Here is a 19,055-nt window from a genome sequence, read left to right on the forward strand (position 1 = left end):
GCTTAGGCGATGACCGTACCGCCTGCCGATCCGGCCACGAACGGGTGGCAGGCGCGCACGAAACGGGCCACCGCCTCCGGGTCGCCCGCCGGGTGCGTGTGCAGGTACGACGCGTGCACGCCCCCTGTCACGAAGCCTTCCGCCACCGGCCGCGAGTCGGCACCGCGCCAGTGCCACGCGGGCGGGTCCGAGTGCGGGACGGACAGCCGGGTGCGGTGGAACTCGTGGCCCGTCACGCGGCTGCCCGGCAGGTGCAGCGGTGAGCCCGCGGACGCCACGGCGTCCCGGTAGCCCAGCGTCAGCTTCGGCGTCATGACCCCGTCGGCGTCGAGCACCCCGCACATCGGGTGGCCGTCGAGCGAGCGCGCGAGGTAGAGCAGCCCGCCGCACTCCGCGTGGACCGGCGCACCCGACCGCGCGAACCCGCCGATTGCGGCACGCAGCTTCTCGTTGCGCGACAACGCTTCCGCGTGCTGTTCGGGGAACCCGCCCGGCAGCACCAGCCCCGCTGTGCCCGCCGGGAGGTCCTCGTCGCGCAACGGGTCGACGACGGCCACCGCCGCGCCCGCCGCCTCCAGCACCTCGACGTGCTCCGCGTAGCCGAAGGTGAACGCCGCACCTCCCGCCACCGCGATCACCGGCTCGTCCCGGACGCGCTCGACCTCGGGTTCCCACGCGGCGACGGCCATCGACGGCACCGACGACGCAAGAGCGCGCACCGCGTCGAGATCGACGTGCGCTGCGACAGCGGCAGCGATGGCGTCGACAGCGGCGACGGCCTCCGCACCGTGCTCGGCGGCCGTCACGAGGCCGAGGTGCCGTGACGGCAGGGAGAACCGCGGGTCGCGCGGCAGCACGCCGAGCACGTCGAGCCCGACCTCGTCGCACGCCGACCGCAGCACCTGTTCGTGCCGCTCGGACCCGACCTGGTTGAGGATCACGCCGCCGAGCCGGACCGTGGGGTCGTAGCCGCGGAAGCCGTGCAGCAACGCGGCGAGCGACCGGCTCTGCCCGCGAGCGTCCACGACGAACAGCACGGGAGCGTTGACCAGCTTGGCGACGTGCGCGGTGGAGCCGATGCCCGCGGTGCCGACGCGACCGTCGAACAGGCCCATCACGCCCTCAACCACGGCGATGTCGCAGCCCTTGGCGCCGTGCGCGAACAGGCCGGGGACGCGGTCCTCGCCGACCAGCACCGGGTCGAGGTTGCGGCCGGGCCTGCCGGTGGCGAGCGAGTGGTAGCCGGGGTCGATGTAGTCGGGCCCGACCTTGAACGGCGCGACCCGCGACCCCGCCCCGCGCAACGCGGCCATCAGTCCCGTCGCGACCGTCGTCTTGCCGCTGCCGGAGGCCGGGGCCGCGACGACGAGCCGGTTCACCACTCGATCCCCCGCTGGCCCTTCTGCCCGGCGTCCATCGGGTGCTTGACCTTGGTCATCTCCACGACGAGGTCGGCGGCTCCGACGAGCTTCTCCGGCGCGTACCGGCCGGTGATGACGACGTGCTGGTGGCCAGGACGGTTCGTGAGGGTGTCCACGACCTCGTCGACGTCGATCCAGCCCCAGTGCAGCGGGTAGGTGAACTCGTCCAGCACGTAGAGGCCGTGGCGTTCGGCGGCGAGGCGGCGGGCGATCTCCGCCCAGCCCTCGCGCGCGGCTGCGGCGTGGTCGTCCTCGGTGCCCTGCTTGCGGGTCCAGGACCAGCCCTCGCCCATCTTGTGCCACTCGACGGCGCCACCCTCGCCGGTCTCGTCGTGCAGCCGTCCGAGGGCGCGGAACGCGGACTCCTCGCCCACCTTCCACTTGGCGGACTTCACGAACTGGAACACGCCGATGTCCCAGCCCTGGTTCCAGCCGCGCAGCGCCATCCCGAACGCCGACGTCGACTTCCCCTTCATCTCACCGGTGTGCAGCATCAGCAGCGGCCGGTTGCGGCGCTGCCGGGTGGTCAGGCCGTCCTTCGGCACCTCGACCGGTTGTCCCTGCGGCATGACGATCTCCCCTTCACGCTGCCCGGACGACGCCGGCGAGGTGGTCGGCGCTCAGCTGGTCGAGCCGCACGCAGGTGCCGCACAACGCGTCGGCGACCTTCTGCGCCAGGCCGAGCCGGACGTGGCCCTGTTCGCAGTCGACGACCACGACGGCGGTCTGTTCCAGCAGGCCGGCGGCCTTGATGGCGTCCTTCGCGGGATCACCGCCCAGGCCGGACGACGTGGCACGGCCGTCGGTGAGCAGGACGACGAGCGGGCGCTTGCGCGGGTCGCGGAGCCGTTCGACCTCCAGGACCTTGTGCGCCTTGAGCAGGCCGTCCGCGAGCGGCGTGCGGCCTCCGGTGCGCATCTTCCTGAGCCTGGTCGCCGCCGCGTCCACGGAGGTGGTCGGCGGCAGGGCGACCTCGGCCTGGTTGCCGCGGAACGTGACGACACCGACCTTGTCCCGGCGCTGGTAGGCGTCGCGCAGCAGCGAGATCACCGCGCCGCTGACGGCCGACATCCGCTTCTGCGCGGCCATCGAGCCCGATGCGTCGACCACGAACAGGACGAGGTTCGACTCCTTGCCCTCCCGGACGGCCCTGCGCAGGTCACTTCCGGCCAGCACGAGTCCGGGCCCTCTGCGCCCGCGTGCCTTCTGGTGCGGCGCGGCGGTGGCGAGCGTGTCGACCAGATGCAATCCGTGTCCATCCACTGTGGACGATCGAACGACCCTGCCGGTCTTCGCGCGGGCCCTGGAACGCTTGCCGGGCGCGCCTTCCCCGACCCCGGGGACCTCCAGCACGCGCGCCTTGAACGCGGGCGAGGGCTCCGGCGCCGGACGGTCGGCGGGCGCGTTCCCGTTGCCGCGCGGACCTTCCTGCGGTTCGGGCAGCTCCCCGCCACCGGGCCCGTCGTCGTCCGGTCCGTCGTCCGGTTCCGGGTCCTCGGCGTGCTCGGCCGCCTGCCGCATGGCGTCTTCGAGCTGCTGCTCCTCGATCCCGGGCTCGTCGAACGGGTCGCGGCGGCGCCGGTGCGGCAGGGCGAGCCGGACCGCGGACTCGACGTCCTGCTCCTCCACGGCGTCCGCGCCCCGCCAGGCCGCGTGGGCGGTGGCGGCACGAGCCACGACGAGGTCCGCCCGCATGCCGTCGACCTCGAAAGCCGCGCAGACAGCGGCGATCCTGCGCACCTCACCATCCGGAAGGGACACTCGCGGCAACCTTCCCCGCGCGTCCGCGATCCGCTGCTTCAGCGCCGCGTCCTGCCCGGCCCACCTCGCCGCGAACCCCACCGGATCGGCCTCGTAGCCCAGCCGCCGCCGGATCACCTCGGTGCGCACACCGACGTCCCGCGACGCCTTCACCGACACCGTCAGCCCGAACCGGTCGAGCAGCTGGGGCCGCAGCTCCCCCTCCTCGGGGTTCATGGTGCCGACCAGCAAGAACTGCGACGGGTGCGACACCGACACACCCTCGCGCTCGACGTGCGCACGCCCCATCGCCGCCGCGTCGAGCAGCAGGTCCACCAGGTGGTCGTGCAGCAGGTTGACCTCGTCGACGTAGAGCACGCCCCGATGCGCCGCGGCCAGCAACCCGGGCTGGAACGCCCGCACGCCCTCCGTCAGCGCCTTCTCCAGGTCGAGCGACCCGACCAGCCGGTCCTCCGTGGCCCCGACGGGCAACTCGACCAACCGCGCGGGCCTGCGCTCAACTCCGTCGTGCGGCGCGTCCGGGCAGTCGCCTGTGCCAGGCGCACAGCCGAACCGGCAGCCCTTCGAGACGTCCAGCTCCGGCAGCAACGCGGCGAGGGCACGCACGATGGTCGACTTCGCGGTCCCCTTCTCGCCTCGGACGAGAACGCCCCCGATGCCGGGGTGCACGGCGTTCAGCAGCAGGGCCAGCCGGAGGTCGTCATGTCCGACGACAGCCGAAAAGGGGTACATGCGGTGAAGTCCTTCCTCGGGTGTCCACGCCCGTGGTCGGTGAGTAAGAGGGGGGACGAGTTCCTGACTCCCGGTTCTCGCGAACCGGTCACAGTCGCGGGACGGCGCCGGATTCCCACCGGCTTCCTCGCGCTCCCCTCACAGCAACGGCATCGTCGCACCCCGCGCTCACCTGACCAACAGCCAGGTGAGCGACATCGCCTTCGCGTCAGGAAAGCGTGCGGGACCTGACGGCGGTCAGGAACGCGGTCAGCGCCGGACGGCCGACGTCCAGACGCGGCCCCTCCGGGTTCTTCGAGTCACGAACCGCGCCGTGCCACGCCACTTCGACACACTGACCGTTGCCGCCGCTGTAGCTCGACTTACGCCACTGGGGAGTCATCCGTGCTCCACTCCTAGGTGCTCTCGCAGGACTTCACCAGGCTATCCAGCCAAGCGACCGTGTCAGCCTCCGACAGCGAGATTTTCACGATGCGCTCGAAAACCTCGGCGTACCGCCCGATCTCGTGCGACCTCTCGTGCCAGACACTGCCGTTCTCGTTCTCCAGGTAGACGCAGTCCATGTCGTCGAAGCCCTCGGGAAACCGCAGCATCGTGAACGATCCCTTCATCGCCGGATGCGCGCCGGCCTCGAAGGGGAGCAAGGTCAAGGTGATGTTCGGCCTCTCGGCGAGCGCCCGCAGGTGGAGGAGCTGATCACGCATCACCCGCGGATCTCCCACGCGGCGCCGGACGACGGCCTCGTTGAGCACGAGCCGGAGGTGAGGCGGCTCAGGCCGGTCGAGAATCGCCTGCCTCGCCCGCCTCACCTGGACGATGCGCCGCATCTGGCTCGTGCTGAGATCGGGGAAGAACGCCAGCACGATCGCTTCGGCGTAGTCCGGCGTCTGCACCAGCCCGTCCACGATCTCCGAGGCGTAGGTCCAGATCTCCTCCGCCTCGGGTTCGAGGTCGACGTACGTGCCGAACCACTCCGGGATGTCGTCGCGGAACTCCACCATCCAGTCGTCGGTCTCGTCGTCCGCGGCGATCAGCACCAGCTGGTCGATCTTGGACTTGCTCATGCCCAGCTCGCGGCCGAAGAGCTTGATGTGCCGGACGAGGATGGCCTGCCGCGCGTTCTCGATCTTGCTGATCGTGCCGGGGACGAGCCCGACCTCCTTGGCGAGCGTCCGCACGGACATGCCCAGCGCCTCACGGGCGGTCTGCAGTTCCTTCGCGAGCTTGCGACTGCGCAGAGTCGGGCCAGGACGTTTCTTCATGGATTCTCCGTACGAATGTCGTTTCGCGGAATTCAACACACGTGCGCGCCACGAGGAAACACAAGTCACCCGGTCGAGCTATCCAAAAGAAACGTTTCTGCACAGTACCGTCTGCTCTGCCCGTTCCGCGCCGCTCTCGCAGGTGGTGCGGGGTGAGCCCGGACGAAGAGGTGACGTGATGAGGTTCCGCTGGCTGCCCGCTGACCGTGCGCGGCACGCGATCGTGGACGAATTCCCGTTCTGGGGCGACAAAAGGACGCTGTGCGGCCTGGACGTGACGATCGACCACGAACCGACGAAGCTCGAATGGCTGTGGTGGACCTGTCCGGCGTGCGACCGCGCCTGGCGCGATGCCGCCGGGAACAAGCTCGGGGTGAACGCGTGACCGGCGAGGACTGGACACGCGTCGAGCAGCTCGGCATGGCGGTCCGCGCGGTGAAGCCCACGAACCCGCACGCGGCGCTGCTGCTGTCCGACGGGCTGACCCGGCTGCTGGGCAACCAGGCCGACGAACAGCGGGCCGCGCACCTCGACGAGCTGGGCGAGCTGCTCATCCGGCTCGGGGTGGACTACCGGGAACGGGCGGCGGCCCTGCGCGTGGTGACCATCGACGCCCACCCGTCTTGAGAGCGCGTCACGGCCGGTTCACCCGGCAAGTGCGGTGCGAACAGACCGCCGTGCCGACGCCCGCACCGACCCCCAACAACGCCCCCGCCGCCACCGCCACGCAACCGCTTGCCACCCACACGCAGGGCGCTTTCGTACTATCACGCAGTACGCGGCGCCCCCGCGTACTGCACAACAGGCAGTCACAGCAGGGCGCGGAACACCGCCCAAACCGCCACCTCGCCGACCGTCCACGCCACCGCCGACACCGCCACACAACCGCCTACCACCCACACGCAGGGCGCTTTCGTACTATCACGCAGTACGCGGCGCCCCCGCGTACCGCACAACAGCAGTCACAGCAGGGCGCGGAACTCTGCCCAGGCCGCCGCCACCTCGTCGGCCGTCCACTCCAGGGCCGGTTCCGCCACCGTCACCTCGGTCTTCGCAAGCGTCCCGTCGCGCCAGAACCGGCCTAGGAAGTCGCCGCTCAGCTCCGAGAGCCGCGCGGGGTCGCCCGGCAGGTGCAGCGCGAACTGGTGGGTGTGCGGCTCGGGCAGGCCCATCGCGGCAGCCACGACCTTGGCGTGCTCGACGTACAGACCGAGGCGCGGCAGCACGGTGTCGAGGCCGTGCAGCGCCGAGACGGCGGCCGGCCACTGCTGGAACAGCATGCCGCCGTAGCGATGCCGCCACACGCGGGCCTGGTCGATGAAGTCGGCGCTGCCGGCGAGCGCGGCGCCGGAGATGCCCTCCAGCGACTTGTAGAACGACACGTAGACCGAGTCGAACAGCCCGGCGATCTCCGCCAGCGGCTTGCCCAGGCCGTGGGTGCTCTCCCACAGGCGGGCGCCGTCGAGGTGCACGACCGCGTCGCGTTCGCGGGCCTGGTCGACCAGCGACGTCAGCTCGTCCCAGGTGGGCAGGACGAACCCGGCCTCGCGGTCGGGCACCTCCAGCAGCAGCGTCCCGTACGGCTCCGGGCAGGTGGCCACCTCCGCGTTGCGGACCTTGATCGGGCGCAGGCCGGACAGGACGGTCAGCGCGTCGTCCTCGTGGTGCAGCGGGTGCGCCTGCGGGTGCATCGCGACGATCGGGTTGTGGGTGCGGTCGGCCCAGCACTTCAGCGCGATCTGCTGGGCCATCGTCCCGGTCGGCACGAACAGCGCCGCCTCGGTGCCGAGCAGGTCGGCCACGCGCTCTTCGAGGACGCCCACCGGGCCGCCGTCGCCGTAGCGGTCGGGGTCGGCGTCCGGCACCGGGCCGAGCGACTCCAGCAGCGACTTCTTGTGGACTCCGGAAAGGCGGCGGTTCAGCACTCCCGCATCAAACCTCAGCCGGGCGGGTGACGGCCACCGACTTCGGCGCGCGGAACGACAGCAGGTTCAGCCACTCCGGTTCGGGGCCGGTGAGGCGCAGCGACGGCTCGTGGGCCGCCACCGTCCGCAGTGTCACGGCGGCTTCCAGCCTCGCGAGGCCCGCACCCAGGCAGAAGTGACGGCCGTAGCCGAACGCGAGGTGGCGCGGGTCGGTCTCCTTGCCGCTCAGCAGCAGCACCAGCTCGGCTCCGGCCGGGACGCGCACGCCGGACAGCACGACCTCGCGCGCGGTCAGGCGGCGCCACGTCACCACGGGCGTGTCGGTGCGCAGCACGTCCTCGACGAACTCCTCGGCGACGCCCGGCGAGGAAAGCCGGGCCCACAGGGGACGGTCGGCCAGCGCCTTCCGCAACGCAGTGGACAGCAGCTGGGTCGTCGTCTCCTGTCCCGCGATCAGCAGGAAGTAGCAGAGGCCCGCCGAGTCCTCCGCGGACACGCCCGCGTCGGCCAGCGCGCGGAACAGCTCGCCGTCGCGGGCGTGGTAGCGCTTGACCAGCCACTGGTGGAACTCTCCGACGTCGTCGACCAGCTCCAGCTGCCGCTCGCGGGTGATGTCGCCCCAGAAGAACTCCAGCGAGCCCGTGCTCCAGCGCTTGAGGGTCGGGATGTCGACGTTCTCCAGGCCGAGCAGCTCCATCAGCACGATCGCGGGCAGGTCCCACGCGAGCGAGCGCACGAGATCCGCGCCACCCAGCCGTTCCAAAACGAGGGAGCGGATGCGAGGCTCCGCTGCGGCGACGCGGGCGGGTGTGAAGAACGACGCGACGAGGCGCCGCAGGGCGGTGTGCGACTCCGAACCGTTGTTCGCGAGCGTCGGCGGCAACGAGAAGCGGGCCCTCACCAGGGTGCGCAGCGCGGCCGGGGCGACCGGGGTGACGGCGGTCAGGGCGTTGTCCGGCAGGAACGTCACCGGGTCGGCCAGCACGGCGCGCACGTCGTCGTAGGCCGACACCACCCAGCGGTCGCCGGCGAGCTGCACCGGTGAGGTGAGCTCGGCCCGCGTGAAGGTGAACAGGTCCACGAGCGGCACGCTAGTCGGCGGATGGGAGACTCAGTCGGTGACCGTGAGCACAACCGAGGCAGGGTCCAGCGGCGATGGGTCCGTGTTCGACTGGATCGACGTCCGTTCCGAAGCCCGCGCCAAGGCGGGTCTGACGCGGCGGGTGCGTCCGCGCACCTCGGACTCGACCGACCTCGACCTCGCCAGCAACGACTACCTGGGCCTCGCGAAGGACAAGCGGGTCGCGGGCGCCGCGGCCGCCGCCACGCTCAAGTGGGGTGCGGGCTCGACGGGGTCCCGCCTGGTCACGGGGTCGACGGAGCTGCACGCCGAGCTGGAGTACGAGCTCGCGAACTTCTGCGGGTCGCAGTCGGCACTGGTGTTCAGCAGCGGGTACATGGCGAACCTGGGCGCGGTCACGGCGCTGTCCGGCCCCGGCACGGCGATCGTGGCCGACCAGCACATCCACGCGTCGCTGATCGACGGCACCCGGCTGTCCAAAGCGGACGTGGTCGTCGCGGACCACTGCGACGTCCGCAAGGTCCGGCACGCGCTGGAGACCCGCGGCAAGCGGCGCGCGATCGTCGTGACGGACTCGGTGTTCAGCGTCGACGGCGACATCGCCCCGCTGAACGAGCTGCACGAGGCGTGCCGCGCGACCGGCGCCGCCCTGGTCGTCGACGACGCGCACGGCCTCGGTGTCGTCGGGCCCGGTGGCCGCGGCGCGGTCGCCGAGGCGGGCCTGATCAAGGCGCCGGACGTCGTCACCACGCTCACGCTGAGCAAGTCGCTCGGCGCGCAGGGCGGCGCGGTGCTCGGGCCGAGCCGGGTGATCAAGCACCTGGTCGACACCGCCCGCACGTTCATCTTCGACACCGGGCTGGCGCCGAGCAGCGCCGCCGCGGCCCTCGCCGCGATCAAGATCCTGCGCGAGGAGCCGGACCGCCCCGAACGGGCGCTGACCGTGGCGCACGACCTGAGCAACCGCCTGAAGGAAGCCGGCTTCCAGGCCAGCACGCCGACCGCCGCCGTGGTGAGCGTCCGGGCGCCCGGACCGGAGCAGGCGTTCCGGTGGGCGGAGGCGTGCCGCACGAGCGGCGTCGTCGTCGGCTGCTTCCGCCCGCCGTCGGTGCCGGACCAGATCAGCAGGCTGCGGCTCACCGCGCGCGCCGACCTGACCGAGGCCGACATCGAGCGCGCGGTGCGCGTGATCAAGGAGTGCGCCGCATCCGCAGGTGTGGAATCCCGTCCTCGATGAACTCGTCGCCTTCGACCACGAACCCGAAGGTCGCGTAGAACGGCGCGACGTACGTCTGCGCGTCGAGGACGCACGGCTTGTCGCCCACGTCCGCGAGCACGGCCTGCATGAGCCTGCGGCTGTATCCGCGACCGCGGGCCATGCGCGCCGTGACGACCCGTCCGATGCGCAGGACGCCACCGGGGTCTTCGAGGAGCCGCAGGTAGGCGAGCGGAGCGGGTGTCCCGTCTGCTTCCAGCCAGAAGTGCCGTGTGCCCGGTTCGAGGTCACGGCCGTCCACGTCGCAGTAGACGCAGTTCTGCTCGACGACGAAGACGTCCTGGCGCAGCCGCAGGATCGCGTAGAGCTGGGCCGGGGTCAGGTCGAGTCCCCACTGACGGCGCAGGGTGGCGGGAAACTGAGTGGTTCGCACCGCTCCTTGGATATCAGAAGCCCAGGACCTGCCGGTAGTGAGCCAGCCTGGTGTAGACGCCCGGTTCGGCCGGGCGCGCGCACCCCCGGCCGAACGACACGACGCCCGCGAGCCTGCCCCGCACGACCAGGGGCCCGCCCGAGTCGCCGGTGCACGCGTCCTTGCCGCCGCGGCCCGCGCACAGCATCGCGCCCTGCCGGTAACCCGGTTCCTTCCGCAGGCACTCCTGGTCGGACAGGATCGGCACCGTCGCCTTGCGCAGCGTCATGGCGGGCGGGCTGTTCTCCGCGGTGCGGCCGTAGCCGAGCACCACGCCCTCGTCGCCCGCCTCGCCGACCGCGATCGTCCGGTGCGGCAGCGGCCGGGCCAGGGTCAGCACCGCGACGTCGTCGCCCCCTGTCACCTCGCGGTACTCGGGGTGGCGCCACACGGCCGCGACCTCGGCGACGACGCCCTCGTCCTTGGTCCGCAGGTCGGTGCGGCCGGCGACCACGCGCAGCTGCTCCGGCGCGCGCTGGGTCGCGGTGATGGCACCCTTCGCCGTGGCGCAGTGCGCGGCCGTCACGACCTTGTCCGCGGCGACGAGCGCGCCACCGCAGATGAGCTGACCGTCCGCGGTGGTGATCGCCACAACCCACGGGGTGTCCGCCACCGACCCGGGTTCCCCGCCGACGATCGCCTGCGCCGTCGGCGCACCGCTGACCAGCGAGATCGCCGCCGCGAGCACGGCAGTTCGCTTACCCCTCAAGGACCACTCCTCGTTGCGCCAGGTGGACGATCGGTCACCTACCGTAGCGACCGCACTGAGACGGCGTCAAAACCGGAGATTCTCGTGTTAGTGTCGGGTTACACCGAAGATTCTTCGGTCAATGACTTAGATCACAGGGGTATGCACGGTGTTGTTCGACTTCGGCCAGGTTCCGGCCTTTCTCATCGCGTGCGCGGTCGTCATCGTGACCCCCGGTGTCGACGCGTTCCTGCTCCTGCGCACGTCGTTGCGCTCCGGGACTCGCGCCGGGCTGCTCGCGCTGGGCGGCATCCACACGGCCGCGGCGTTGCAGGTCGCCCTGGTGATCTCGGGCCTCGGCGTGCTGCTGGCCCAGTACCCGGTGGTGCTCACCGGACTGCGCTGGGTCGGTGCCGCCTACCTGCTCTACCTGGCCGTTTCCATCACGCGCGGGCTGATCCGGCGCAGTGGCGGCGAGACGGAGGAGGTCATGAGCGCGCGGCCGTTCCGGCAGGGCTTCCTGACCAACATCACGAACCCGAAGATGATCCTGTTCGCGCTCGCGTTCCTGCCGCAGTTCATAGGATCGGGTGAACCGGCCCCTCAGCTCGCGATGCTCGCCGTCATGTTCCTCGGCCTCGCCGCGGTCTGGGAGCTGATGATCGTGCTGGCGGCCTCGCGCGTCGCCGGGCGGCTCAAGCGGCCCGGTGTGACGACGGCGCTGGACGCGGTGTGCGCGGCCGTGTTCCTCACGATGTCCGTCGGTCTCGTGGTCTGACGCGCAGCAGCGGCAGGACGCGGCCGGGAATCGACCCCGACGGCGTCCCGCCGATCCTCTCGGCGCCCATCCGCAGGTAGAAGCCTTCCGCGTGCGGATCGGCCTCGACGTCGAGCCGCTCGAACCCGGCCGCGTCCGCCTCCGCCAGCGCGTGCTCCCACAGCACCCGGCCCAGGCCGGTGCCGATCCGGTCCGGCCGGACCCACAGGTTGCCCAGCTCACCGTGCGGCGGGGCGCCGTCGAGGCTGTAGAAGCCGACCACCTCGCCGTCCAGCACGGCGACGACCACGCGACGGGACTCGACGTCGGCCGCGGTGAGCGTCAGCTCCTCGCGCACCGACTCCAGGAACGCCTCGTCATAGCCCCAGTGCGCCTTCGCGGCCTGCGCCACCGCGCTCAGCACGCCCGCTTCGTCCGGCCTGGCCCGTCGCAGAGTCACCACGCGGACCAGGCTCGCACGAAGGGCCGTTCTACGACTCGGGGTACACGACGGGACGCAGGTCCTGGGCGTACCGGGAGAGCTGGACGTAGACGCCGGGCTTGCCCCGGCGCGCGCAGCCCTCGCCCCACGACGTGACGCCGATGAGCTTGCCGCCCACGACGACCGGCCCGCCCGAGTCGCCCTGGCAGGTGTCGACCCTGCCGCCCTCGTAGCCCGCGCAGAACATGTCCGCCGACACGAACTGCGGGTACGCGTCGAGGCAGTAGTCGTCCGGCTGCACCGGCACGGTGGCCTGAAGGAGGTAGCGCGACGTCCTGCCGTTCTCCGCCGTGCGGCCCCAGCCGAGCACCCGCACCCGCGTGCCGGGCTCGTAGAGCGCCGCGTCCGCCTCCTCGGCGAACGGCAGCGGCTCGTACGGCAGCGCCTCCGGCAGCGTCAGCACCGCGACGTCCTCGCCCTTGTCCGCCGAGACGTACTGCTTGTGGATCCAGATGGACACGGGTGCCACCGACACGCCAGACCGCCGGTCCTGCTTGTCCTCCCGCCCGGCGACGACCCGCAGGTCCCTCGGGGAACGGCCGAGCGCGCAGTGCGCCGCGGTCAGCACCTTCGCCGGCGCGACCAGCGTGCCGCCGCAGAACTGGTTGCCGCGGACGTCGGTGAGGTGGACGGCCCACGGGTTGGCCTCGATGGACGCCCGCTCACCGCCGATGATGCGCTCATCGGCGGCGGCGGTGCCTACCGCGGCCGTGGCCAGCAATGCGGACAGAACCAGCACGAGGAGTCGTCTCATGACTCCACATGGTAGCTACTGAGATGCTCCATTTGGAGCAACCTTGTTCCAGACCTTCCCCGCCGCGCCCATGACCGTCTCGCCGATGTCGTTGATCGTCTTGATCAACGGGTCGGCGGAGGCGCCCATCGACTCCTTGTACGACCGGGCCGCGCTCTTGAGGTCGTCGGAGAGGTTGGTGGCAGGCCGGTCGTCCTCGCGGCGCGCGTACGAGCCGGTCAGGATCTCGCGGTACTCCTCGCTCGCCGACCAGCGCTGCAGCTCGGCGGCCCGCACCACGACCAGCGGGTGCGTGCGCTCCTCGGTGTGCAGGAGCTTGAGGATGCTGTCGCGGATGTCCTCGACCTCCTCGTACTCCTTCGCCTGGGCGAGGAACTCGGCGATGTCGACCTGGCCGCCGACGTCGCCCGCGAGCGCGACGTGCGCCCGCAGCGCCGCCTGCGGGTCCTGGCAGGCCAGCAGACCGGCCCGGTCGCAGGACAGCTCGGTCTTGCGCTGCCACTCGCGCAGCGCGGCGATGACCGCGCGCATGGCGAGCGCGCCCGCCGGGACCCACGCGAACGACTGCTGGATGCCGATCAGGCGCTTGAGCAGCGTGTTGTAGAGCGCGTGGCCCGACATCACGTGGCCCATCTCGTGCCCGATGACGAACCGCAGGCTCTCGTTGTCGAGCAGCTTCACCAGGCCGGAGGTCAGCACGATGAACGGCGTGTCGATGCCGCTCGTCCAGGCCGCCTCGACGGGGTGCCGCTGCACGTACAGCTCGGGCACGGTCTGCAGGTCGAACGCGGCCGCGACCTCGTTGCGGATGCGGTCGAGGTGCGGGTACTGCTTCGGGCCGACCCGCACGGACGACGCCACCTGCAGCAGGCGCTCACCCCGTTCGGAGAAGGCCGCGGCGACCGCCTTGAGGACCGGTGCCACGGCGGGCACCGCCCTCAGCACCGCGAGGGCGCCTCGGTCGGCCGGGTGTTCGTAGGCGCGCGGGCTGATCCCCGGGAAGCGCACCCTGGATGACTGTTCGATGTCCCCCGTCATGTGGCCAGGTTAGACACGATCCGGACACCGGTGCACGGAATCGGAGCAGGACCGTTGCAAACTTGCGCCGTGAGCAGCGACGAAGACACCACCGTTCTGCCGTTGAGCGGCGGAGCATCGGCCACCCTGGTCCGCCGCCGGGCCGCGGCGAACGACCGCGGGGCGATCCTCTACGTGCACGGCTTCGCGGACTACTTCTTCCAAGAGCACGTGGCCGAGCACTACACAGCCCAGGGGTACGACTTCTACGCCGTGGACCTGCGCGGCTACGGGCGTTCGCTGCGTGACGGCGAGCTGCCGAACTACACGACCGACATCGAGGTGTACTTCGAGGAGATCGACGCCGCCGTCGCGAAGGTGCGCGAGGAGCACAGCCGCGTCGTGCTCATGGGGCATTCGACCGGTGGGCTCACGACGTCGTTGTGGGCGCACGAACGCAGGGCGGGCGAGCTCATCGACGCGTTGGTGCTCAACAGCCCGTGGCTGGACGTCGTCGAGCCGCCGCTCATGCGCCGGGTCGTGAAGCTGCTCGGCAAGGTCGCGCCCAAGGCGAAGGTCCGCGCCAACCTCGGCGAGGCGTACGGCGCGGCGATCCACCGCTCGCGCAACGGCGAGTGGGACTTCGACCTGCGGTGGAAGCCGCTGGCCGGTTTCCCGGTGCTGGCTGGCTGGATCCGCGCGGTGCTGATCGCGCAGGAGAAGGTCCACAAGGGCCTCGACGTGCCGGTGCCCGTGCTGGTGCTGCACTCCGACAAGAGCGTGCTGAACGCTCGCGAGTGGAACGAGGACGTGTCGAAGGCGGACGCCGTCCTCGACGTCGAGGCCATGCGCAAGTGGGGCCCGAAGCTCGGGACGTCGGTCAAGGTCGTGGAGATCAAGGGGGGCATGCACGACCTCTTCCTGTCGGCGCGACCGGTGCGCGAGGCGGCGTTCGCGGAAGTCGACGAGTTCCTGAAATCGGCTTGACCTCTCGATAGGTCGAAGTTCGAGACTGGTCGTCATGAACATCGACTTCAACGCCTGGTACGCGCTCGAAAGCGCGATGCAGGACGAGAAAAGCCGTCGCGTGAGCCGGGCGACGTTGAAGCGTGTCGTCCGGTTCGCCCACCCGCAACGGCGAGCCGTGTACGCCCTGCTGGCCACCAGTGCGGTGGCCGCTGTGCTGGCCGTGGCGTCACCGGTGCTGGCCGGTCGCGTCGTCGACACCATCATCGGCGGCCAGGACTTCGGCCTGGTGCTGTGGCTCGCTCTGGCGATCGCCGGTGTGGCGGTGCTGGAGGCCGGGTTCTCGCTGGCGGAGCGCTGGCAGTCGGCACGGGTGGGCGAGGACCTGATCCTGCGGCTGCGGCAGTCCGTCTTCGACCACGTGCAGCGGATGCCGATCGCGTTCTTCACCCGCACCCGCACCGGCGCTCTGGTCTCGCGGCTGAACAACGACGTGATCGCGGCGCAGCGGGCGTTCTCCGAGACCATCTCCGGCGTCGTCACGAACGTGATCGCGCTGGTGCTCACCCTGGCCGTGATGCTGACGCTGTCGTGGCAGGTCACGGTGCTCGCGATGGTGCTGCTGCCGATCTTCCTGATCCCGGCGCGGCGGATGGGCAGGCGGCTGGCGTCGATGCACCGCGAGGCGGCGAACCTCGACTCGGCGATGACGACGCAGATGACCGAGCGGTTCTCCGCGCCGGGCGCGACGCTGATCAAGCTGTTCGGCCGGCCCGCGCTGGAGAGCGCCGAGTTCGGGGCGCGGGCGCGGCGGGTGCGCGACATCGGCGTCCGCACGGCGGTGGCGCAGTGGCTGTTCCTGGTGGCGCTGACCCTGGTGTCGTCGCTGGCGCTGGCGCTGGTCTACGGCCTGGGCGGCTGGTTCGTGTTCGCCGGGGAGATGGCGCCGGGCACGATCGTGACGCTCGCGTTGCTGCTGACCCGGCTGTACGGGCCGTTGACGTCGCTGGCGGGCGCACGGGTGGACGTGATGACCGCGCTGGTGTCGTTCGAGCGCGTCTTCGAGGTGCTCGACCTGCCGCCGCTGATCAAGGAGAAGGAGCAGCCGGTCACCGTGCCGGACGGCCCGGTGTCGGTGGAGTTCGCCGACGTCCGCTTCGCCTACCCGTCGGCCGACAAGGTGTCGCTCGCGTCCCTGGAGGAGGTCGCGACGCTCGACACCCGCGGTGGTGAGGAGGTCCTCGGCGGGGTGTCGTTCACCGCCGAACCGGGGTCGCTCGTCGCGCTGGTCGGGTCGTCGGGCGCAGGCAAGTCGACGATCGCCTCGCTGCTGCCCCGCCTGTACGACGCCGACTCCGGCAGCGTGCGGCTGTCCGGTGTGGACGTTCGCGACCTGTCGTTCGACTCGATCCGCGAGACCGTCGGCATGGTGACGCAGGACGGCCACCTGTTCCACGAGACGATCGGCGCGAACCTGCGGCTCGCCGCTCCCACCGCCACCGACGAGGAGATCTGGGACGCGCTGGACCGGGCGCGGCTCGCGGACCTCGTGTCGTCGTTGCCGGACAAGCTCGACACGGTGGTCGGCGAACGCGGCTACCGGCTCTCCGGCGGGGAACGGCAGCGCCTCACCATCGCCCGGCTGCTGCTCGCGAAACCGCGCGTGGTCATCCTGGACGAGGCGACCGCGCACCTGGACTCGCGCTCGGAGGCGGCGGTGCAGGAGGCGCTCGTCGAGGCACTGGCGGGCCGGACGTCGCTGGTGATCGCGCACCGGCTGTCGACGATCCGCGCGGCCGACCAGATCCTCGTGATCGACAAGGGCGAGGTCGTCGAACGTGGTACGCATGAGTCGTTGCTGGCCAAGGAAGGCCACTACACCAAGTTGTACCGCACGCAGTTCAGCGAAGAACCGATCGGAGCGCCGTGACCATCCCCTCGCCCGACAACCTCTACCCCTTGCCGGACATCGCTCGCACGGTGCTGCTCAGGCCGTTGGTGAAGAACCCGCAGATCGAGGTCGGCGAGTACACCTACTACGACGACCCGCAGCACGCCGAGGAGTTCGAGCAGCGCAACGTCCTCTACAACTACGGCACGGAGAAGCTCGTCATCGGCCGGTACTGCGCGCTCGCGGAAGGCGTGCGGTTCATCATGGCCGGCGCCAACCACAACATGGCGGGCCCCTCGACGTTCCCGTTCACCATCTTCGGCGGGCTGTGGGCGGAGAAGACGCTGGACATCGCGCTGGGGGCGCCGAGCCGCGGCGACACGGTCGTGGGCAACGACGTCTGGATCGGCTACCAGTCGATGATCATGCCCGGCGTGCGCATCGGCAACGGCGCGATCATCGCGGCCGGGTCGGTCGTGGTGTCGGACGTGCCCGCGTACGGCATCGTCGGCGGCAACCCGGCGAAGGTGCTGAGGAAGCGGTACAGCGACGAGGAGATCGAGCTGCTGGAACGCGTCGCGTGGTGGGACTGGCCGGTGGAGAAGGTCACCGAGCACGTCCGCGTGATCATGTCGGGCACTCCCGCCGAGCTGGCCGAGGTCGCGGACTGACGGCGTCCGGGTGAACTTTCCCGGAGTTCACGCCGGCCGCGCGATCATCGCCTCATGGAGTACGACCGCTACTGCGACCTGACCATGCGCGGCGGCACCGCCAGCGGCGTCGTCTACCCGCTGGCCGTCGCGTCGCTGGCGCGCCACTACGAGTTCAAGCAGATCGGTGGCGCGTCGGCGGGCGCGATCGGCGCGGCGTTCGCGGCGGCCGCGGAACGGGGTCGTGCCTCCGGCGGGTTCGACAAGCTCGCGGGGATCGTCGACTGGTTCGCCTCCGGCACGGGTGCCGAGCGGTGGCGGATGGCACAGCTCTTCCAGCCCGCCGAGAAGACGCGCGCGCTGTACCGGATCGTCGTCGCGACCATGCAGAAGCGCGAGACCACCGGGCGCAGTGCGATCACGTGCCTGTTCTTCGCGTTGCTGGGGGCCGTGGGGTGGCGGGCGAAGTCCGTGCTCGCGCTGATGGCGCTGCTGTGGCTGGGCGGGCCGGTGCTGTGGTCGGCGTGGCTCGCGCCCGCTCAGTACGCCACCTGGCTCGCCGTCGGGGTCACGGTGCTGGCGGTGACGTGCCTGGCGTTCGCGCTGTGGCCGTTGCGGTCGAGCCTGCCCTGGCCCGCCTGGCTGTTCGCCGCCGTGCCGCTGGTGCTCGGGCTGGTGTTCTCCCGGCACTACGCGACGGCGGCGGTCGTCCTGCTGGTGTGGCTGGTGCTGTCGCTGGCGGCGGTCAGCGCGTTGACCGTCACGTACGGGTTCGCGATGCAGCGGTTCCTCAAGAACAACGCGCGCTCCCTCCACTTCGGACTCGTCCCCGGCACCGGTTCCTTCACGCCGTCATGGCTCGACCGGCTGGCGGGCGTGCCGAAGCCGACCGGCGTCCCGCCGCTGGCCGACTGGATCGCCGACAAGCTCGACGAGCTGGCGGGCACCGAACGCGCGCTGACGTTCGGCGACCTCGGCGAGCTGAACCTGGTGCTGATGACCACCGACCTGTCCGAGGGACGCCCGTACCGGTTGCCGTTCAAGGACAGCTGGCAGTACTGCGAGAAATGCCTCGACTACGTGCTCCCGCACCGCGTGGTCCAGCAGCTCGACGGCCCCGTCACCGACGCGGAGTGCCCACTGCACCCGCACTCGCCGTTGCGCGACCTGCCACCCCGCGAGGACCTGCCGGTGGTGCTGGCCGTGCGCATGTCGCTGTCGTTCCCCGGCCTGATCGCCTCCGTGCCGCTGTGCCGCGACGGACGCGTGCACTGGTTCGCCGACGGCGGTATCACCAGCAACTTCCCGATCCACTTCTTCGACACGCTGCTGCCGCGCTGGCCCACGTTCGGCCTGAGCCTGCAGCCCTACCCGGACGGCGACACGAACGAGGTGTGGCTGCCGGAGCAGGACGCGTCGACCTCCGGCACCCGGTACACGCCGCTGGACTCCGTGCCGCGCTTCGTGCTGTCCATCCTGGACACGTTCCTCGACTGGCGCGACACCATGCAGTCCGCACTGCCCGGCTACCGGGGCCGCATCGCGCACGTCCGCCAGGCAGGCGACGAGGGCGGCTCGAACCTGTTCATGCCACCCGCGACCATCCGCAAGATGGCACTGCGCGGCCAGCACGCGGGCGACCTGCTGCGCGAACGATTCCAGCAGCGGCACAACACCGACCGCTACCGCTGGATCCGGCTGCGCATCGCCCTGCGCGAGTACCACGAGCTGGGCGTGCAGGCCGCGGACCGCGACGCCCTGTACGACGACGTGCTGGCCCGGTTCGAGATCCCGGAGGAGCTGCACGAGTGGTTCCGCACTCCCCCGGCCGACGGCGACCCGTACCGGGCGGACATCGAGGTCGCGCTGGACCACGTCGGCCGGCTGAAGGACGACGGGCCGTTCGACGGCGCTCCCCCGGTGGACCCGGATTTGCGGCTGACGCCACCGGAGTAGCTGC

20 protein-coding genes and 1 riboswitch are annotated in these 19,055 nt (G+C 71.0%); of the genes, 8 read left to right on the forward strand and 12 right to left on the reverse strand.

The genetic code is table 11. The features are described from left to right. Positions 1 to 2: 2 nt before the first annotated feature. The 5 genes from BLT23_RS18035 to BLT23_RS18055 form a co-directional block, all read right to left on the reverse strand. The gene (locus BLT23_RS18035) at positions 3 to 1,379 is read right to left on the reverse strand and encodes a cobyrinic acid a,c-diamide synthase CobB (RefSeq protein WP_090051199.1); all 1,377 of its coding nucleotides are present in this window, start codon (positions 1,377 to 1,379) and stop codon (positions 3 to 5) included. Next, the gene (cobO, locus tag BLT23_RS18040) at positions 1,376 to 1,990 is read right to left on the reverse strand and encodes a cob(I)yrinic acid a,c-diamide adenosyltransferase (protein ID WP_090050905.1); all 615 of its coding nucleotides are present in this window, start codon (positions 1,988 to 1,990) and stop codon (positions 1,376 to 1,378) included. The genes BLT23_RS18035 and cobO overlap by 4 nt, the downstream gene beginning before the upstream one ends. Positions 1,991 to 2,003: 13 nt before the next feature. Next, positions 2,004 to 3,914, reverse strand: a complete 1,911-nt coding sequence (locus BLT23_RS18045; RefSeq protein WP_090050907.1) for a putative cobaltochelatase — start codon at positions 3,912 to 3,914, stop codon at positions 2,004 to 2,006. A gap of 37 nt (positions 3,915 to 3,951) precedes the next feature. Beyond that, a riboswitch (cobalamin riboswitch) is annotated at positions 3,952 to 4,086 on the reverse strand. 36 nt (positions 4,087 to 4,122) lie between these two features. Continuing rightward, positions 4,123 to 4,296, reverse strand: coding sequence for a DUF397 domain-containing protein (locus BLT23_RS18050; RefSeq protein ID WP_090050910.1), 174 nt, complete (start codon positions 4,294 to 4,296; stop codon positions 4,123 to 4,125). A 13-nt stretch (positions 4,297 to 4,309) separates the two neighbouring features. After that, the gene (locus BLT23_RS18055) at positions 4,310 to 5,176 is read right to left on the reverse strand and encodes a helix-turn-helix domain-containing protein (RefSeq protein ID WP_090050913.1); all 867 of its coding nucleotides are present in this window, start codon (positions 5,174 to 5,176) and stop codon (positions 4,310 to 4,312) included. A gap of 178 nt (positions 5,177 to 5,354) precedes the next feature. On the opposite strand from BLT23_RS18055, the gene BLT23_RS18060 reads away from it, so the two are divergent. Both BLT23_RS18060 and BLT23_RS18065 read left to right on the forward strand, forming a co-directional pair. Then, the gene (locus BLT23_RS18060; protein ID WP_090050915.1) at positions 5,355 to 5,561 is read left to right on the forward strand and encodes an HC3 family zinc finger protein; all 207 of its coding nucleotides are present in this window, start codon (positions 5,355 to 5,357) and stop codon (positions 5,559 to 5,561) included. Next, the gene (locus BLT23_RS18065; protein WP_090050917.1) at positions 5,558 to 5,803 is read left to right on the forward strand and encodes a hypothetical protein; all 246 of its coding nucleotides are present in this window, start codon (positions 5,558 to 5,560) and stop codon (positions 5,801 to 5,803) included. The genes BLT23_RS18060 and BLT23_RS18065 overlap by 4 nt, the downstream gene beginning before the upstream one ends. 335 nt (positions 5,804 to 6,138) lie before the next feature. On the opposite strand, the gene BLT23_RS18070 is transcribed toward BLT23_RS18065, so the two are convergent. Both BLT23_RS18070 and BLT23_RS18075 read right to left on the reverse strand, forming a co-directional pair. Continuing rightward, positions 6,139 to 7,101 carry a threonine aldolase family protein gene (locus BLT23_RS18070; RefSeq protein ID WP_218133784.1) on the reverse strand — a complete coding sequence of 321 codons (963 nt, stop codon included), beginning with the start codon at positions 7,099 to 7,101 and terminating at the stop codon, positions 6,139 to 6,141. Positions 7,102 to 7,108: 7 nt separating this feature from the next. Continuing rightward, a complete protein-coding gene (locus tag BLT23_RS18075) occupies positions 7,109 to 8,182 on the reverse strand; it encodes a cytochrome P450 family protein (protein WP_218133785.1) in 1,074 nt (357 codons plus the stop codon). Between the two features lie 37 nt (positions 8,183 to 8,219). Here BLT23_RS18075 and BLT23_RS18080 point away from each other — a divergent pair, with 37 nt between their 5' ends. Then, the gene (locus BLT23_RS18080) at positions 8,220 to 9,419 is read left to right on the forward strand and encodes an 8-amino-7-oxononanoate synthase (protein ID WP_245744019.1); all 1,200 of its coding nucleotides are present in this window, start codon (positions 8,220 to 8,222) and stop codon (positions 9,417 to 9,419) included. On the opposite strand, the gene BLT23_RS18085 is transcribed toward BLT23_RS18080, so the two are convergent. Together BLT23_RS18085 and BLT23_RS18090 are read right to left on the reverse strand one after the other, a co-directional pair. After that, entirely contained in the window at positions 9,373 to 9,831 is a 459-nt protein-coding gene (locus tag BLT23_RS18085) for a GNAT family N-acetyltransferase (protein WP_090050928.1), read from the reverse strand. The genes BLT23_RS18080 and BLT23_RS18085 overlap by 47 nt on opposite strands. Positions 9,832 to 9,844: 13 nt before the next feature. Next, entirely contained in the window at positions 9,845 to 10,579 is a 735-nt protein-coding gene (locus tag BLT23_RS18090; RefSeq protein WP_218133786.1) for a serine protease, read from the reverse strand. A 148-nt stretch (positions 10,580 to 10,727) separates the two neighbouring features. On the opposite strand from BLT23_RS18090, the gene BLT23_RS18095 reads away from it, so the two are divergent. After that, positions 10,728 to 11,336: a LysE family translocator gene (locus BLT23_RS18095; protein WP_090050933.1), complete on the forward strand. Its 609-nt coding sequence runs from the start codon at positions 10,728 to 10,730 to the stop codon at positions 11,334 to 11,336. Here BLT23_RS18095 and BLT23_RS18100 read toward each other — a convergent pair. From BLT23_RS18100 to BLT23_RS18110, 3 genes are read right to left on the reverse strand one after another with little or no spacing between them, the layout of a single operon-like run. Then, positions 11,308 to 11,778, reverse strand: a complete 471-nt coding sequence (locus tag BLT23_RS18100; protein ID WP_090050936.1) for a GNAT family N-acetyltransferase — start codon at positions 11,776 to 11,778, stop codon at positions 11,308 to 11,310. The two genes, BLT23_RS18095 and BLT23_RS18100, sit on opposite strands and share 29 nt — an antisense overlap. A 28-nt stretch (positions 11,779 to 11,806) precedes the next feature. Continuing rightward, complete coding sequence (locus BLT23_RS18105; protein ID WP_090050939.1) at positions 11,807 to 12,571, reverse strand: S1 family peptidase; 765 nt, start codon at positions 12,569 to 12,571, stop codon at positions 11,807 to 11,809. A 15-nt stretch (positions 12,572 to 12,586) separates the two neighbouring features. Then, positions 12,587 to 13,609 carry a M48 family metallopeptidase gene (locus BLT23_RS18110; RefSeq protein ID WP_090050941.1) on the reverse strand — a complete coding sequence of 341 codons (1,023 nt, stop codon included), beginning with the start codon at positions 13,607 to 13,609 and terminating at the stop codon, positions 12,587 to 12,589. Between the two features lie 69 nt (positions 13,610 to 13,678). Between BLT23_RS18110 and BLT23_RS18115 the strand changes: the two genes are divergently transcribed. From BLT23_RS18115 to BLT23_RS42050, 4 genes are read left to right on the forward strand one after another with little or no spacing between them, the layout of a single operon-like run. Continuing rightward, positions 13,679 to 14,575: an alpha/beta hydrolase gene (locus BLT23_RS18115; protein ID WP_218133787.1), complete on the forward strand. Its 897-nt coding sequence runs from the start codon at positions 13,679 to 13,681 to the stop codon at positions 14,573 to 14,575. A gap of 34 nt (positions 14,576 to 14,609) precedes the next feature. After that, complete coding sequence (locus BLT23_RS18120) at positions 14,610 to 16,484, forward strand: ABC transporter ATP-binding protein (RefSeq protein ID WP_090050944.1); 1,875 nt, start codon at positions 14,610 to 14,612, stop codon at positions 16,482 to 16,484. After that, positions 16,481 to 17,116, forward strand: a complete 636-nt coding sequence (locus tag BLT23_RS18125) for a CatB-related O-acetyltransferase (RefSeq protein ID WP_090050946.1) — start codon at positions 16,481 to 16,483, stop codon at positions 17,114 to 17,116. Before BLT23_RS18120 ends, BLT23_RS18125 begins: the two co-directional genes overlap by 4 nt. Positions 17,117 to 17,170: 54 nt before the next feature. Next, positions 17,171 to 19,051: a patatin-like phospholipase domain-containing protein gene (locus BLT23_RS42050; protein WP_090050949.1), complete on the forward strand. Its 1,881-nt coding sequence runs from the start codon at positions 17,171 to 17,173 to the stop codon at positions 19,049 to 19,051. Positions 19,052 to 19,055: the final 4 nt, after the last annotated feature.

The organism is Lentzea fradiae (assembly GCF_900100955.1).
In the GTDB taxonomy this organism is placed as follows: domain Bacteria; phylum Actinomycetota; class Actinomycetes; order Mycobacteriales; family Pseudonocardiaceae; genus Lentzea; species Lentzea fradiae.